The sequence below is a fragment of the Erwinia sp. AnSW2-5 genome (assembly GCF_045107195.1).
Classification (GTDB): Bacteria; Pseudomonadota; Gammaproteobacteria; order Enterobacterales; family Enterobacteriaceae; genus Erwinia.
In genome coordinates, this window is sequence record NZ_JBJGXA010000017.1 from 13,078 (window position 1) to 28,728 (window position 15,651).

Below are 15,651 nucleotides of genomic sequence, written 5' to 3' on the forward strand. Positions count from 1 at the left end.
ATAAACTGCCTATTTACCTTTCATGACAATCAGTTTGTTCTGCCCCAGCCAACCAACCAGGCAACAACGCCTGCGGCCATCAGCCCGGCAGAGAACATATCCCATTCAGGACGTGACAGCAGGATTGCTGTCCCACTGAGCAGCAATGTCGCACCGACGCCAAACAGATAGCGCGACTGATGCTGCTTTGCACGCTCTCCTTTCAGATCGTTAGCCAGGCGATCTACGCTGTGCCGCAAATGCTTATGCTGGCGCAGGCTGTCATAAAATAGCTCTGGCAACTCAGGCAATTTCTCTGCCCAGAACGGCGCTTTCTCTTTCAGCGCACGCACAATGGCAGGAATACCCACCTGATCTTTAATCCAGTCTTCAAGGAAAGGTTTGGCCGTCTTCCACAAATCCAGCTGTGGATAGAGCTGGCGACCCACACCTTCAACATACAGCAATGTTTTTTGCAGCAGTACCAGCTGAGGCTGCACTTCCATATTAAAGCGACGAGCCGTATTGAACAGGTTAAGTAGCACATGCCCGAACGATATTTCTGCCAGCGGTTTCTCAAAAATCGGTTCGCATACCGTGCGAATGGCGAATTCGAAATCTTCCACATTAGTATCAGGCGGCACCCAGCCAGAATCGACGTGTAGCTCAGCCACCTTGCGATAGTCACGATTGAAGAAGGCAATGAAGTTTTCAGCCAGATAACGCTTATCTTCTTTGTTCAGAGAACCGACGATGCCGCAGTCAATACCGATATATTGTGGATCTTCCGGGTGTTCATAGCTGACGAAAATGTTACCGGGGTGCATATCCGCATGGAAAAAGCTGTCACGGAACACCTGGGTAAAGAAGACCTGCACGCCACGCTCGGCCAGCAGCTTCATATTGACGCCATGCTGTTCCAGCGTCACCACATCGGAGATGGGAATACCGTAAATACGCTCCATCACCATCATATTTTCACTGCAGTAATCCGAATAGACTTCCGGTATATACAGCATTTTGCTGCTATCAAAGTTACGTCGCAGCTGGATAGCATTGGCGGCTTCGCGCAGCAGGTTCAGCTCGTCGAGCAGTGTTTTTTCATAGTCCGCCACGACTTCGCGTGGACGCAGACGGCGACCATCAGGCAACAAATGCGGCACCCAGCGCGCCAGGCGGTATATCAAGCGCATATCCGCTTTGATCACCGGCAAAATATCCGGGCGGATCACTTTGATCACCACTTCACGGCCGTTCTCTTTCAGCGTCGCAGTGTGTACCTGGGCAATAGAGGCCGAAGCCAGCGGGACAATATTGAAATCATCAAACTGGGTATCAATAGGCGCCCCGAGAGACTGTTCAATCAACTTGAGCGCTTTGGCACCATCAAATGGCGCGACGCGATCCTGCAACATCGCTAACTGGTCAGCGATCAACGGCGGGAAGAGGTCCCGGCGGGTCGACATCATTTGCCCAAACTTAATCCACACCGGCCCTAACTGCTCCAGCGACAAGCGTAAACGCTCGCCCAGTGGCTTATCTTTATGGCGGTTAGGCATCCAGAACAGGCACTTGCGCCCCAGCCGTAACGGCAGAGTCAGGCGCATTTTAGGGATCAGTTCATCAAGACCGTAGCTGAGGAACACACGAATAATCAGATAGAGACGACGCAGTTCACCGAAGGTCATTTGACCTCCAGCTGGCTGAGGCGAGCGTCCAGCGCATCCATCGAACGGGACAGCGCATCCACTTCTTCAGCAAACCAGGCCAGCTCAAGCGAACCCGGTGCCAGACGCCACTCTTCCGTCAACGTTTGTGACAGGTAACTCTGTTTGCGCTGCACATCACGGCGGATCGCATTGAAACCACGTCGGGCGAACTGCGTGATCCCCTGGGCGGCGATATCACCAGTCCAGGGCGCGAGATACTCTGCCGGGTCCAGTTCTGCCAGATCCAACAGGGCCGAAAACTGCTGCACAACCTGGAGGTCACCTTCAACTTCCAGCTCACCGCTGCGAATCAGCGTCGTCAGCTGCTGCCTGTCACGCAGTTTTGACAGCGTGGCTAAACGCGTTCTCACCGTACAATCCGGTGTATCACTCCATTCGCCAATCACGTCAACCTGCTGCTCACTGAAAATGAAGATAATCGGCTGCTTAAGCTCGGTCAGCACGATCGCCAGGCTGCGACCATTGAGACGTTGACGCGCCGCCTTCAGGCCACGATCGCGGTACAGCAAATGATTAAGTGCGGTCTCCAGACTGGCGGTTAATAGCGGCGTTAATGTCATGCGTTTCCCTGCTTAAAACTTGAATCCGCGGTGCAAAGCAACAATGCCGCCCGTCAGATTGTGATACGTCGTATTTTCAAAGCCCACGTCATTCATCATCTGCTTCAGGGTGTCCTGATCGGGATGCATACGAATGGATTCTGCCAGATAGCGATAGCTGCCTGCGTCTTTCGCGACCATTTCGCCAATGCGCGGCAAAATATGGAACGAATAGGCGTCGTAGGCTTTGCTCAACGGTGCGAACTGCGGTTTGGAGAACTCCAGCACCAGCAAACGCCCACCCGGCTTCAACACACGGAACATGGACGCCAGCGCTTTCTCTTTTTCGGTCACATTGCGCAGGCCGAAAGCGATGGTGATGCAGTCGAAATAGTTATCAGGAAACGGCAGTGCTTCGGCATTCGCCTGCACATAATTCACATTACCGATGATGCCCTTATTACGCAGCTTTTCACGGCCTACTTTCAGCATTGAGCTGTTGATATCAGCCAGCACCACTTCACCGGTTTCACCCACCAGACGCGAGAATTTCGCCGTGAGATCCCCCGTGCCGCCAGCCAAATCGAGAACGCGCTGCCCACGGCGCACGCCGCTGGAATCAATGGTAAAACGCTTCCAGATGCGGTGAATGCCGAATGACATCAGATCATTCATCAGATCATATTTGGCCGCAACGGAATGGAAAACATCAGCAACCATATCGGCCTTTTCGTCTTTCGCAACAGTACGGTAGCCGAAGTGGGTTGTGTCCTTTGATTCATCTGCCATTTGTTTTGCCTGCTCTACAATCAAATATTTGCCAAGTGTACCAGAGTCACGCAGGCCAGGCACTGGCCGCACGCTTATTCATTGATTCAGCGTGGTATTGCATCCGGCGAATATTCCGCCTTTTCTGCAGGCGGCATATCATCGTCGTCATCCACATCATCATCAGCTTCTGGTAATGCCTGTTCCACCAGCCTTGGGTTAATCGGGCGCTTCACTTCAACCCCCATCTGGCGGAACCCTTCTGTCTGGGCAATCAGATTGCCCCGACCTTCGGACAATTTTTTCATTGCCTGGCGATAGCTATCCTGAGCCTTATCAAGGTTCTGTCCGATGGCACTCATATCATCAACAAACAGACGCATTTTGTCGTAGAGACGAGCAGCCCGATCGGCAATGCGCTGGGCGTGACGACTCTGGTGTTCATAGCGCCACAGGTTATTAATGGTGCGCAGTGCCACCAGCAAGGTGGTCGGGCTGACCAGCATGATGTTCTGGTTCAGCGCCTCATTGATCAGCTCCGGCTGCCTGTCGATAGCGAGCAGGAAAGCGGGTTCCACCGGGATAAACATCAACACATAATCCAGTGAGCGTAAACCAGGTAATTGTTGGTAATCTTTTCGGCTCAGCAGGCGTAAATGCCCTCGGATCGCTGCAATATGGTCAGTGATGGCCAGCTCACGTGCCGCTTCATCATCACCGTTAAAATAGCGTTCATAGGCCACCAGCGTCATTTTGGCGTCAATCACCACATCCTTGCCCTGTGGCAGGCGTACGATCACATCAGGCTGCATTCGCCCATTTTGCTCAAGCTGAATGTTGACCTGAGTTTCGTATTCATGGCCTTCACGCAAACCGGAGGCTTCCAGCACCCGGCTGAGGATCACTTCTCCCCAGTTACCCTGGGTTTTGTTATCCCCTTTAAGCGCCTTCGTCAGGTTGATCGCTTCCTGGGCCATCTGCGCATTCAGCTGTTGCAGGTTACGTATTTCATGCGCGAGAGTGTGCCGCTCACGTGCTTCCTGACCGAATCCTTCCTGAACCTGGCGGCGAAAGCCCTCAAGCTGTTCCCGCAGCGGGGTGATCAGGCCATTCAGGCTCTGACGATTTTGTTCATCCACCCGGCGGCCGCTGTTTTCAAAGATACGGTTCGCCAGATTTTCAAACTGTGCGTTAAGGCGCTGCTCGCTGTTCACCAGCAGGCGCTGTTTTTCTTCCGTCGCCATGCGCGTCTCTTCCAGGCGGATGGTGACTTCACGCAGCTCGGCCTCCTGTGAGGCGTTGATCTCCAGCTGGTTGCGCAGTTCACGATTGAGCTGTTCAGTTTCACCCCGCCAGTGATCAAGCTGGTGCAGCTTCTCCCCAGCCGCCGCCAGTGAACCGTGCAGCTGACGCAGTTCCTGCTCGTTCTGTTTTTGCGTCAGGAGCTGGGCATCCAGCTGCTGTTGCTGGCGCTGACGTTCAGATTCCGCCTGTTCCACCGACTGCTGAAGCAGACGCCGCTCAGTTTCGCCGTTGGCCAGCAACTGCTGGCTGCGGATCCCGGCGATCAACCAGCCCGCCAGTAACCCGACCAGACCAATACCGGCACCATATACGATTGTTGCATCCACCCTGCTTCTCCTAATCAAAACCTATACCCAAAATAATTCGAGCTGCTTGTAGGCGGCAAGCGAGTGACTAATCGGCCATTGGCCGATTTGAACAGCGCTTGTGCTGGCCCGCAGGGTGAGCTTCAGAATGAAGCTTATAATCCCTGGGAGCATAGAAAAGTATGTGACCAGGGTGAGGGAGCGCAGCCAACACCCAGGCAGCTTGAAGTATGAAGGGTACAATAGGGGAAAAATAGAGGCGCACTGTATGAATGTCCAGATAAAAAGCAGTAAACGGGCGGGTACGGAAGGAATTGTCGAGGAGGATCTGAATTTTTTCACAGCAAGAAAAGACGTTACAGGCCGCGCGTGAGCACGGCCGTAAGATAAAACGATTAGATCAGACGACGGGCAGCTTCAACCACGATCTTCACCGCATCGCTCTCGGTGCGTTTCATGGTTTCTGCATCCGGGATTTCCTGCTGGGTGCGGTTGACGATGACACCGGCCACCATCCCGGCACGCAGCCCCTGGCTGGCACACATGGTGAGCAGCGTGGCGGATTCCATTTCGTAGTTCAGTACGCCCATCTGCTGCCACTCTTTCATCGAGTTCTGGAAACGGCTGACAACACGCCCGGAGAAGGTGTCATAGCGCTCCTGGCCCGGGTAGAAGGTGTCCGAGGAAGCAGTAATACCGATATGGGTGGTCGCCCCTGCCGCTTTCGCCGCATCAACCAACGCCGTGGTACAGGTAAAGTCCGCCACGGCCGGGAACTCCAGCGGGGCAAAGTGCAGGCTGGCACCATCCAGACGCACGGAACCGGTAGTCACCAGCACGTCACCCACATTGATATCCGGCTGGATCGCCCCGGTGGTTCCGACCCGCAGGAAAGTACGTACACCAAGCTGGGCCAGCTCTTCCACTGCAATTGACGTAGACGGGCCACCAATGCCTGTTGAGCAGACAATCACCGACTTACCGGATAACTCGGCACGCCAGGTGGTGAATTCACGGTGCGAAGCCAGATGGACCGGATTGTCCATCAGGGCGGCAATTTTCTTCACGCGCTCCGGGTCGCCCGGCACGATGGCCAGCGTGGCGCCCTGAAGGTCGGCTTTGGTTAAGCCAAGATGGAAAACGTCAGACTGTGCCATTTCAAACTCCTGTCACGGGAAGCGGGGATAGTTAACGGGATGCTACTGTAAGGAAATCTGGCGAACATTTATGTGATAAGAATCGACATTACAAATGAAAATTGCACTGATTACATTATAAAAAGTGATATGAATCACATTATCAACTTCGGTAAGCACACTTTCACACATCCGGGCCTGTGGCTCAGGTCTATCTGGTGATAGAGATAGCCAGCAGTGAAACCTGACCCATCACATTACGGGCTATAGTTAAACCCAGAATGCTGATCGTACTTGTGCATGCACGGAGAGGATAATGAAAACCGACGATAACACGACGCAAGAATCGAGCAACAAAGGGTTTGCACCCGCAACACGCCCTACCGCTGCCACCACGATTATCACCGACAGCGCAGATATTATTTCAGGTGAAACGTCCATTCCTACCCAGGGTGAGAACATGCCTGCTTTCCATGCGAAGCCACGTCATGCCGAGGGGCTTCTGCCAGTGGTGCTAGTGGTCCAGGAGATTTTCGGCGTACATGAACATATCCGGGATATCTGCCGTCGTCTGGCCAGTGAAGGCTATCTGGCGGTGGCACCTGAACTCTATTTCCGCCTGGGTGATCCTGCGGATTACACCGACATCCCCACCCTGTTAAAAAAGATCGTCAGCCAGGTTCCGGACAGTCAGGTACTGGCCGATCTCGACCACGTGGCAAACTGGGCGTCTCGTCATGGCGGGGATATGCGCAACATGGCCGCCACCGGTTTTTGCTGGGGCGGGCGAATCACCTGGCTGTATGCCGCGCATAACCCACAGCTTAAAGCCGCCGTCGCCTGGTATGGCAAACTGGTTGGCGAAAAAACCATGAAGCAGCAGAAGCATCCGGTGGATATTGCCGTGGACCTGAATTCGCCGGTTTTAGGCCTGTACGGCGGTAAAGATGACAGCATCACGCTGGAAAGCGTGGAGACCATGCGACAGGCGCTGCGTGCCGCGAATACCAGCGCTGAGATTATTGTTTACCCCGATGCCGGGCACGCCTTTAATGCAGATTATCGCCCCAGCTATCATGCAGAGTCTGCTCAGGATGGCTGGCAACGGATGCTGGCGTGGTTTAAACAGTATGGCGTTGCGCCAAAAGCATAAATGAAGGGGCGCACAGGCGCCCCTTCATGATCACATTAACAACATCGCCATCAGGCTTCTTGCGCACGACGCAGGTTCTGCGCTGCTTTCACCATATTTGCCAGCGCCTGACGGGTTTCTGCCCAGCCACGTGTTTTCAGACCACAATCCGGGTTAACCCACAGACGTTCAGTCGGGATACGCTGTGCCGCTTTTAGCAGCAGGGCTTCCATCCACTCAACGCTCGGCACGTTCGGCGAGTGAATATCGTAAACGCCGGGACCGATGTCATTCGGGTAATCAAACTCTTCAAACGACTCCAGCAGTTCCATATCAGAACGTGAGGTTTCGATGGTGATCACGTCGGCATCCAGTGCGGCAATCGAATCCATGATGTCGTTGAACTCGCAGTAACACATGTGGGTGTGGATCTGGGTGTCATCCTGCGCCACGGCGGCATTCAGACGGAAGGCATCAACCGCCCATTCCAGATAGGCAGCCCAGTCGGAGCGATGCAGCGGTAAGCCTTCGCGCAGTGCGGGTTCGTCAATCTGGATGATACCGATACCGGCTTTTTCCAGATCTTCCACTTCGTCACGCAGTGCCAGAGCAATCTGTTTGGCAATAGTTTCGCGGGACACATCTTCACGTGGGAATGACCAGCACAGAATGGTCACCGGACCGGTCAGCATGCCTTTTACCGGCTTGTCGGTCAGGGACTGGGCATACTTCGCCCACTCAACGGTAATCGCTTCCGGGCGGCTGACATCCCCGATAATAACCGGTGGTTTCACACAGCGTGAACCGTAGCTCTGTACCCAGCCATTCTGAGTAAAGATGAAGCCATCCAGGTTCTCCCCGAAGTATTCCACCATGTCGTTACGTTCAGCTTCGCCATGCACCAGCACGTCCAGACCTAAACGTTCTTGCTCAGCAATCGCCTGCTTAATATGTTCAGCGATGCCGGTACGGTAGTGACTGCCGTCCAGACGCCCCTGTTTGAAATCAAGGCGCAGGCCACGAATTTCGGTGGTTTGCGGGAAGGAGCCGATAGTCGTGGTTGGCCAGGCGGGCAGCTGGAAACGCTGACGCTGGGCTTCAGCACGTTCCGGGTAGCTGCTATTACGCTGGCTGTCTTTGGCGGTAATCCCGGCCAGACGATCACCGACGGCCGCATTATGAACCCGGCTGGAGTTTTTACGGGCACGGACAGGCGCACTCCAGGCTTCCAGTGATGCCGGGTCATTGTTGTTCAGCGCATTGCTCAACAGTGACAACTCAGCACACTTTTGCAGGGCAAAGGCGAACCAGCTCTTCACTTCGTCATCAAGACGGGTTTCCACGCTCAGATCGATCGGGCTGTGCAGCAGCGAGCAGGAAGAACCGATCCACAGCTGTTTGCGTTTCGCCACCAGCGGTTGCAGACGCTCAAACCAGCTGCTCAGATCCGCACGCCAGACGTTACGGCCGTTAATCACCCCCACAGACAGCAACCAGCTCGCCGGTATTTTGCTGTTCAGCGTGGAGATATCATCTTTACCGTGGACCAGGTCAACGTGCAGACCCTGAACGGGCAATGCCGTAATGGTGTCGATGTTCTGACCGATGCTGTCGAAATAGGTGGTCAGCAGCAGTTTGCTCTGCCCCTGCAATGCCTCATAAGCGGGTTTGAAAGCGGCCAGCCACTCGGCAGGGAGTTCAAGCGCCAGTGCTGGCTCGTCAATCTGCACCCATTCGATATCGCGTTTAGCCAGTTCGGCCAGCACCTGCTGGTAAACCGGCAGGATGTCTTTCAGCAGGCTGAGGCGATCAAACTGATCCCCTTTCACTTTACCCAGCCACAGATACGTCACCGGTCCCAGTAATACCGGTTTGATTTTGTGGCCAAGCGCCAGCGCTTCGTCGACTTCGTCCAGCAGTTGGGTCCAGGTCAGTTTGAACTGCTGACCCTGAACAAACTCTGGCACCATATAGTGATAGTTGGTGTTAAACCATTTGGTCATTTCGGCAGCGGCGGCGGGTTCACCGGTTGGGGCACGGCCACGGCCGAGGCGGAACAGCGTATCGAGGTCAACTGAGCCATCTTTATTCTGGTGACGCGCCGGAACATTCCCCAGCAGCAGGCTGGTGGTCAGGACATGATCGTACCAGGCGAAGTCACCAACCGGCAGCAGATTCACGCCTGCGTCTTTCTGCTGTTGCCAGTGGCGTGCGCGAAGCTCACGGCCGGTCGTCAGCAGATCGTCCTGGCTGATGGTGCCTGCCCAGTAACTTTCCTGCGCTTTTTTCAGTTCGCGACGCAGACCAACGCGGGGAAATCCGAGAGTATGGTTCAGAATAGTCATCAGTTGTGCCTCATTAAATTGTTCTTAACCGGTAACGCCAAGCATTTAGACGTCCAGATGTTTACACCGCTATATTGTGCAGGTACTGTATTCACTACAAGCGCAAAATATTCACTGTCGATGTGAAGGACTCTCATGATCGAACTTAAACACCTGCGGACGTTGCAGGCGCTGCGAACGACAGGTTCGCTGGCGGCGGCGGCGGCCCAGCTTCATCAAACGCAGTCAGCGTTATCTCATCAGTTCAGCGACCTGGAGCAACGTCTGGGTTTCCGTCTGTTTGTGCGTAAAAGCCAGCCGCTGCGTTTCACGCCGCAGGGAGAAATTTTGCTGCAGCTGGCGGAACAGGTGCTGCCGCAAATCCAACAGGCCTTGCAGGCCTGCCATGAACCTCACCAGACAACGTTACGCATTGCGATTGAATGCCACAGCTGTATCCAGTGGCTGACCCCGGCGCTGAACAACTTCCGTAAGAGCTGGCCGCAGGTGGTGATGGATTTCAAATCGGGGATGACGTTTGACCCGCAGCCCGCCCTGCAACAGGGAGAGCTGGATGTGGTGCTGACCTCCGATATTCTGCCGCGCAGTGGACTGTTTTATTCACCGATGTTTGATTTCGAAGTCCGCCTGGTGCTGGCACCGGATCACCCGCTGGCACAAAAGGCGCATATCTCACCAGAAGATCTGGCCAGTGAGGTGTTGATGATTTATCCGGTTCAGCGCCAGCGCCTGGATATCTGGCGTCATTTCTTACAGCCTGCCGATGTCAGCCCAACGCTGAAAAGCGTGGATAACACGCTGCTGCTGATTCAGATGGTGTCGGCACAAATGGGGATTGCTGCGTTGCCACACTGGGTCGTGGAGAGTTTTGAGCATCAGGGACTGGTGGTGACAAAAACGCTGGGAGAGGGTCTGTGGAGCCGCCTGTATGCGGCAGTGCGCGACGGTGAACAGCGTCAGCCCGTGGTAGAAGCCTTTATTCGTTCCGCCCGCCAGCACGCCTGCGATCATCTGCCTCGGGTACGTGATGCGTCCCGTCCTGGTGTGCCACATCCTTCCGTCAGCCATCCCTGAATACGCGCAGCGGCGTTGCACGCTGACCGCAGGTCAGCGCGGGGCGCTAACGCAGATGCAGCCTGAAGGGCGACGGGTTATACTGCACTCACTGCAATTGTTTCACTACAGAGAGTCCCTATGACCAATAACGATGTCCTGCGCAGCGTGCGTTACATGCTGAATTTAAGCGATGCTAAAGTTGTGAGCATTCTGGCGCTGGCAGAGAGCGAAGTAACAGAAGCCGAAGTGCACAGCTTCCTGAAAAAAGAGGATGAAGCCGGCTATCGCCCCTGCCCCGATGTCATCATGGGTTACTTTCTGAATGGTTTGATTTTTGAACGCCGTGGCAAAAGTGAAGACGCGCCTGCGCCGTCCATCGAACGCAAGATGACTAACAACATCCTGATGAAGAAACTGCGTGTGGCCTTCGATCTGAAAACCACCGACATTCTGGAACTGCTGAAAAGCGCCGATTTCGCGGTAGGACAGTCAGAAATTGGGGCGATCTTCCGTAAACCGGGTCATAAAAATTACCGCGAATGCGGCGATCAAATTTTGCGCAACTTCCTCAAAGGCCTGACGATGAAAATCCGTCCGGTGAAGAAAGCGTAAGCGACCGACTGACTGATTAACGCCACCTGCTGGCGTTAATCTCTGCTTCCTCCCACCGCCACCTTCCTTTTAGAACAAAATCACTCACGAAACGAAACCACCCTCATCATTCAGGCTTACAAATGTGACTATAATCACAGTTTATAGTTCCACAACGAAAATAAATCACCATATTGTGATACAGCCATAGCCATTTCGTCATAAAACTGTAACATTTGCGCCCTTCTTCACAGTCACTTGTTCTGATAACGACTACGCTATGCGCGGAATAGAACACCTGATACGGCTGTGACAGAGAAATATTTTTTTTAACTGATCATTCGAAAGTGAATGTCAGTCTTTCGAGCCATGGGAGGCCACAATGTTACGTTTTTTCAAACCTGCAGCGCATCAACCTCGCGTTGATGACAGCCGCATTGACCCGCTCTATCGCAAACTACGCTGGCAAATTTTTCTGGGGATCTTCTTCGGTTATGCTGCCTACTATCTGGTGCGTAAAAACTTCGCCCTGGCGATGCCCTATCTGATTGAACAGGGCTTCTCGCGTGGCGATCTGGGTTTTGCGCTGTCCGGTATCTCTATCGCTTACGGTTTTTCAAAATTCATCATGGGCTCGGTCTCTGACCGCTCTAACCCTCGCGTCTTCTTGCCTGCCGGGTTGATCCTGGCCGCTGCCGTGATGCTGTTTATGGGCTTTGTCCCGTGGGCGACGTCCAGCATTATGGTGATGTTTGTTCTGCTGTTCCTGTGCGGATGGTTCCAGGGCATGGGCTGGCCGCCGTGCGGGCGTACGATGGTTCACTGGTGGTCGCAGAAAGAACGTGGCGGCATCGTTTCCGTCTGGAACTGTGCGCACAACGTCGGAGGGGGTATTCCTCCGCTGCTGTTCCTGCTCGGTATGGCCTGGTTTAACGACTGGAAAGCGGCGCTGTATATGCCTGCTTTTGGTGCCATTCTTATCGCCATCATTGCCTTCGCGCTGATGCGTGACACGCCACAGTCGTGCGGTCTGCCGCCGATTGAGGAGTACAAAAACGATTATCCGCCGAACTACGATGAGAAGCATGAAGAAGAGCTGACGGCGAAGCAGATTTTTATGCAGTACATCCTGCCTAACAAACTGCTGTGGTACATCGCGCTGGCTAACGTATTTGTTTATCTGCTGCGCTACGGCATCCTCGACTGGTCACCGACTTACCTGAAAGAAGTGAAACACTTCACACTGGATAAATCATCGTGGGCCTACTTCTTCTACGAGTACGCAGGTATCCCGGGTACGCTGCTGTGCGGCTGGATGTCGGATAAAGTCTTTAAAGGTAACCGTGGTGCCACCGGGGTGTTCTTTATGATCCTGGTGACCATTGCAACCGTGGTGTACTGGATGAACCCGGCAGGCAATCCTGGCATGGACATGGCCTGTATGATGATCATCGGCTTCCTGATTTATGGCCCGGTGATGCTGATTGGACTGCATGCCCTTGAACTGGCACCGAAGAAAGCGGCGGGAACTGCGGCAGGCTTTACCGGTCTGTTTGGCTACCTCGGCGGGTCCGTTGCTGCCAGTGCCATCGTGGGTTATACCGTCGATTACTTCGGCTGGGACGGCGGTTTTATCATTATGATTGGCGGCTGTGTGCTGGCAGTCATCCTGCTGATCATGACCATGATCAGCGAGAAGAAACATAAACAGGGTCTGAACGCACTCTGATTAAGGGAACATTATGTTGAAAAACGTTATCGCTACCTTACTTCTCACCACCTCTCTCGCGGCGACAGCCGCGAGTTCTTCACCTGTCGTGATTGCGCATCGTGGGGCCAGCGGTTATCTGCCGGAACACAGCCTGCCCGCAAAAGCGATGGCCTATGCTCAGGGGGCAGATTACCTTGAGCAGGACCTGGTGATGACCAAAGACGATCGTCTGGTGGTGCTGCATGACCACTATCTGGATCGCGTAACGGATGTGGCCACGCGTTTCCCCCAGCGCGCACGGGCTGACGGGCGTTATTACGCCATCGACTTTACCCTGGCCGAGATCAAGAGCCTGGCGTTTACCGAAGGATTTACGCTTGAAAACGGCAAAAAGGTACAGACCTTCCCAGGTCGCTTCCCGATGGGGAAATCGGATTTCCGCGTTCATACCTTTGAGGAAGAGCTGGAGTTTATTCAGGGTCTGAACCACTCAACGGGCAAAGACATCGGGATTTATACCGAAATTAAAGCCCCGTGGTTCCACCGCAAAGAAGGCAAAGATATTTCCGCCAAAGTGCTGGATGTCCTGAAGCAGTATGGTTACAGCAGTAAGACCGATAAGGTCTATTTGCAGTGCTTCGATTATAACGAAGTGAAGCGTATCAAGACCGAACTGGAACCTCAGCGTGGGATGAACCTGAAGCTTGTGCAGCTGATCGCTTATACCAAATGGGATGAAACTCAGGAGCAACGCGACGGGAAGTGGGTGAACTACGATTACGACTGGATGTTCGCGCCGGGTGCGATGAAAACCATTGCTCAATACGCCGACGGGATCGGCCCGGATTACCATATGCTGGTGGCTCCGGGTGCAAAAACCGGCCATGTGGTGCTGAATGATATGGTGAAAGAGGCGCACCACAATCATCTGGTGGTGCATCCGTACACGGTACGCGCCGACCAGCTGCCGCCTTATGTCAGCAACGTCGATCAGCTTTACGACCTGCTGTACAACAAAGCGGGAGTCGAGGGCCTGTTTACCGATTTCCCGGACAAAGCCGTTCACTTCTTAAAACGTTAAAATCGTATCGGGCCGATCGACACAGATGATCGGCCCAACCGGTTTACACGTTATACAGCTGACGCAGGAAGTTCGGCACCGCCTGATCGGCATTCGACCCAATCACTTCCAGCTCCGGCAGGATATCTTTCAGGCGCTGATGAGAGTTGCTCATGATGCAGCCTTTACCCGCCATACTCAGCATCTCTTTATCATTCATACCGTCACCAAAGGCGATGCATTCCTTGAGTGAGAAGCCCAGGGATTTTGATACTGCATCCAGCGCATGCCCTTTCGACACACCGCCCGCCATCACTTCCAGACAGGTTGGCAGCGAGAAGCTGACGTTAACCCGATCGCCCCAGCGCGCAATCAGCGCCAGCTCCAGTGGGACCAGCAGTTCAGGGATCGCACAGGTGAAGAACACCTTGCTGATGCCGTCGGTCGACAGCTGGCCTGGCTCATAGATCTGATAGTTGAAATCAGACTCGCGGAAGAAATCCATCTCTTCAGGACGGTGGCGGTTCAGGAACCACTCTTCATCCCGATATACGTTGGTGTAGATATCCGGGTTGGCGTGCTGCATCGCGAACAGTTCGAGCGCGATGTCTTCATCAAGATTATGGCTGAAAACCAGTTCACCCGCGGTGTTATGCACCCGCGCGCCGTTTGAGGTGATCATGTAAGCATCGATACCCAGGCTGTCACGCATCTGCGCCACGTCGATGTAATGGCGGCCCGTCGCAAAGACAAAATGAATGCCTTTACGTGTCAGCAACTGTAACGTTTCACGGGCATAAGGGGAAAGCGTGTGGTCCGGTGACAGCAGCGTGCCATCCAGGTCTGAAGCAACAATACGGTACATAACACCTCTGGTTAATATTTTCTGGCGGGCAGTCAGTACCCACCGGCAATGTCATTCTGTCCGCTTAGCTGTGGCGGGAATAAAAGGCCAGGATAGCCTCAAGCGCTTCGCTGCGCATGTTGTCTTTTTCAAACAGGATCTCATGGCGAGCACCATCAATAATCATCGGTTTACCCCCTTCGCAGGGCTGACCAGCGGCCACCATCGTCTGGCAAAACAGATCCTGCGCGCGGTTATCCACGACTTTATCGTCAGCGGCCTGCAGCAGCAGCAGCGGCGTCGATATCTTCGCCGCCTGGCTTAAAATACTGTGCCCGGCGCGTACCCCTTCTCTTACCCAGTGATAAGTGGGGCCACCCACTCTCAGACCGGGATCGTCGGCATAAAAGCGCAGGTTACGGCGGTAGCGCTCGCGGCTGTGCGTCAGTTCGTTGATGGCGAACGGACGCGCATGCCATTGTCCCGTCCCCAGCGCGTAACCCTCTCGTACCGTCGGATATTTCTCCGCCCAGTTAAGGATAGAGTTCGCCATCCATAGCGGCATCGGAAGGAAGATGCCAAACATCGGCGACGCCAGCGCCACCGCATCAAACGCCGCAGGCTGACGAGCCAGCATCAGTGCCAGTATCGCCCCGCCCATCGAATGAGCCAGTGCATAGCGGCGGTGATAGTGACGTGTGACGATCTCTTTCAGATACAGTGTTTCGAGGTCGTCGACATAATCTTCGAATTCAACCACATGACCACGGTGAGAATCCGGCAATAAGCGCCCGGATCGTCCCTGCCCGCGGTGATCGATGATGATCACATCATAACCGCTATGGAACAGGTCATAGGCCAGCTCCGGGTATTTCACATAGCTTTCAATTCGACCCGGGCACAGCAGTATGACTTTATCGTGTTGCGGTGAGATGAAGCGGACGTAGCGGATCGGCACGTTTTCAACACCGACAAACTCATCCTCTTCGCGCAATTTCCAGAAATCCAGCAACGGACCCGTGGCAAATGCCGCAAAGGCTTTTTCCCGTGTCGTCCAGTGGTGTTTACGATGTTCCATCAGGCTCATTTCCAGAAAGGGTTCTCCCTTAAAAAAGGGGCAAGGTTCCCCGTAGCGCCGCATTCAACAATA

13 protein-coding genes are annotated in these 15,651 nt (G+C 54.1%); 5 read left to right on the forward strand and 8 right to left on the reverse strand.

What is annotated here, in order from left to right:
- Positions 1–29: 29 nt before the first annotated feature.
- The 5 genes from ubiB to udp form a co-directional block, all read right to left on the reverse strand.
- Positions 30–1,667 carry a ubiquinone biosynthesis regulatory protein kinase UbiB gene (ubiB, locus tag ACFL9S_RS13920; RefSeq protein ID WP_405262493.1) on the reverse strand — a complete coding sequence of 546 codons (1,638 nt, stop codon included), beginning with the start codon at positions 1,665–1,667 and terminating at the stop codon, positions 30–32.
- Positions 1,664–2,269, reverse strand: coding sequence for an SCP2 domain-containing protein (locus ACFL9S_RS13925; RefSeq protein WP_405262494.1), 606 nt, complete (start codon positions 2,267–2,269; stop codon positions 1,664–1,666). The genes ubiB and ACFL9S_RS13925 overlap by 4 nt, the downstream gene beginning before the upstream one ends.
- 12 nt (positions 2,270–2,281) lie before the next feature.
- Positions 2,282–3,037 (reverse strand): bifunctional demethylmenaquinone methyltransferase/2-methoxy-6-polyprenyl-1,4-benzoquinol methylase UbiE, encoded by a 756-nt coding sequence (ubiE, locus tag ACFL9S_RS13930; RefSeq protein ID WP_133846825.1) that lies wholly within the window; start codon positions 3,035–3,037, stop codon positions 2,282–2,284.
- 86 nt (positions 3,038–3,123) lie between these two features.
- Positions 3,124–4,647 (reverse strand): DNA recombination protein RmuC, encoded by a 1,524-nt coding sequence (gene rmuC / locus ACFL9S_RS13935; protein WP_405262495.1) that lies wholly within the window; start codon positions 4,645–4,647, stop codon positions 3,124–3,126.
- A 374-nt stretch (positions 4,648–5,021) separates the two neighbouring features.
- Complete coding sequence (gene udp / locus ACFL9S_RS13940) at positions 5,022–5,783, reverse strand: uridine phosphorylase (RefSeq protein ID WP_405262496.1); 762 nt, start codon at positions 5,781–5,783, stop codon at positions 5,022–5,024.
- Positions 5,784–6,078: 295 nt separating this feature from the next.
- On the opposite strand from udp, the gene ACFL9S_RS13945 reads away from it, so the two are divergent.
- Positions 6,079–6,915, forward strand: a complete 837-nt coding sequence (locus tag ACFL9S_RS13945; RefSeq protein ID WP_405262497.1) for a dienelactone hydrolase family protein — start codon at positions 6,079–6,081, stop codon at positions 6,913–6,915.
- Positions 6,916–6,965: 50 nt separating this feature from the next.
- Here ACFL9S_RS13945 and metE read toward each other — a convergent pair whose 3' ends face one another.
- Positions 6,966–9,239 (reverse strand): 5-methyltetrahydropteroyltriglutamate--homocysteine S-methyltransferase, encoded by a 2,274-nt coding sequence (gene metE, locus ACFL9S_RS13950; RefSeq protein ID WP_405262498.1) that lies wholly within the window; start codon positions 9,237–9,239, stop codon positions 6,966–6,968.
- 135 nt (positions 9,240–9,374) lie between these two features.
- Here metE and metR point away from each other — a divergent pair, with 135 nt between their 5' ends.
- From metR to glpQ, 4 genes are all read left to right on the forward strand, one after another.
- Positions 9,375–10,313: an HTH-type transcriptional regulator MetR gene (gene metR / locus ACFL9S_RS13955; RefSeq protein WP_405262499.1), complete on the forward strand. Its 939-nt coding sequence runs from the start codon at positions 9,375–9,377 to the stop codon at positions 10,311–10,313.
- 120 nt (positions 10,314–10,433) lie between these two features.
- Positions 10,434–10,907 carry a DUF1456 family protein gene (locus tag ACFL9S_RS13960; RefSeq protein ID WP_133846831.1) on the forward strand — a complete coding sequence of 158 codons (474 nt, stop codon included), beginning with the start codon at positions 10,434–10,436 and terminating at the stop codon, positions 10,905–10,907.
- A 361-nt stretch (positions 10,908–11,268) separates the two neighbouring features.
- The gene (glpT, locus tag ACFL9S_RS13965; RefSeq protein ID WP_405262501.1) at positions 11,269–12,615 is read left to right on the forward strand and encodes a glycerol-3-phosphate transporter; all 1,347 of its coding nucleotides are present in this window, start codon (positions 11,269–11,271) and stop codon (positions 12,613–12,615) included.
- A 13-nt stretch (positions 12,616–12,628) separates the two neighbouring features.
- The gene (glpQ, locus tag ACFL9S_RS13970) at positions 12,629–13,678 is read left to right on the forward strand and encodes a glycerophosphodiester phosphodiesterase (protein WP_405262502.1); all 1,050 of its coding nucleotides are present in this window, start codon (positions 12,629–12,631) and stop codon (positions 13,676–13,678) included.
- A gap of 43 nt (positions 13,679–13,721) precedes the next feature.
- Here glpQ and yigL read toward each other — a convergent pair whose 3' ends face one another.
- Entirely contained in the window at positions 13,722–14,522 is an 801-nt protein-coding gene (gene yigL / locus ACFL9S_RS13975; RefSeq protein WP_405262503.1) for a sugar/pyridoxal phosphate phosphatase YigL, read from the reverse strand.
- A 64-nt stretch (positions 14,523–14,586) separates the two neighbouring features.
- Positions 14,587–15,579, reverse strand: a complete 993-nt coding sequence (pldB, locus tag ACFL9S_RS13980) for a lysophospholipase L2 (protein ID WP_405262505.1) — start codon at positions 15,577–15,579, stop codon at positions 14,587–14,589.
- Positions 15,580–15,651 lie beyond the last annotated feature (72 nt).

What these genes read in the sequence shown, in the direction of transcription:
- ACFL9S_RS13960 (WP_133846831.1), top strand. Translation starts at nt 10,434, where the DNA reads ATGACCAATAACGATGTCCTGCGCAGCGTGCGTTACATGCTGAATTTA.
- ACFL9S_RS13945 (WP_405262497.1), top strand. Translation starts at nt 6,079, where the DNA reads ATGAAAACCGACGATAACACGACGCAAGAATCGAGCAACAAAGGGTTT.
- metE (WP_405262498.1), bottom strand. Translation starts at nt 9,239, where the DNA reads ATGACTATTCTGAACCATACTCTCGGATTTCCCCGCGTTGGTCTGCGT.
- ACFL9S_RS13925 (WP_405262494.1), bottom strand. Translation starts at nt 2,269, where the DNA reads ATGACATTAACGCCGCTATTAACCGCCAGTCTGGAGACCGCACTTAAT.
- udp (WP_405262496.1), bottom strand. Translation starts at nt 5,783, where the DNA reads ATGGCACAGTCTGACGTTTTCCATCTTGGCTTAACCAAAGCCGACCTT.
- yigL (WP_405262503.1), bottom strand. Translation starts at nt 14,522, where the DNA reads ATGTACCGTATTGTTGCTTCAGACCTGGATGGCACGCTGCTGTCACCG.
- ubiE (WP_133846825.1), bottom strand. Translation starts at nt 3,037, where the DNA reads ATGGCAGATGAATCAAAGGACACAACCCACTTCGGCTACCGTACTGTT.
- pldB (WP_405262505.1), bottom strand. Translation starts at nt 15,579, where the DNA reads ATGGAACATCGTAAACACCACTGGACGACACGGGAAAAAGCCTTTGCG.
- glpQ (WP_405262502.1), top strand. Translation starts at nt 12,629, where the DNA reads ATGTTGAAAAACGTTATCGCTACCTTACTTCTCACCACCTCTCTCGCG.
- metR (WP_405262499.1), top strand. Translation starts at nt 9,375, where the DNA reads ATGATCGAACTTAAACACCTGCGGACGTTGCAGGCGCTGCGAACGACA.
- glpT (WP_405262501.1), top strand. Translation starts at nt 11,269, where the DNA reads ATGTTACGTTTTTTCAAACCTGCAGCGCATCAACCTCGCGTTGATGAC.
- ubiB (WP_405262493.1), bottom strand. Translation starts at nt 1,667, where the DNA reads ATGACCTTCGGTGAACTGCGTCGTCTCTATCTGATTATTCGTGTGTTC.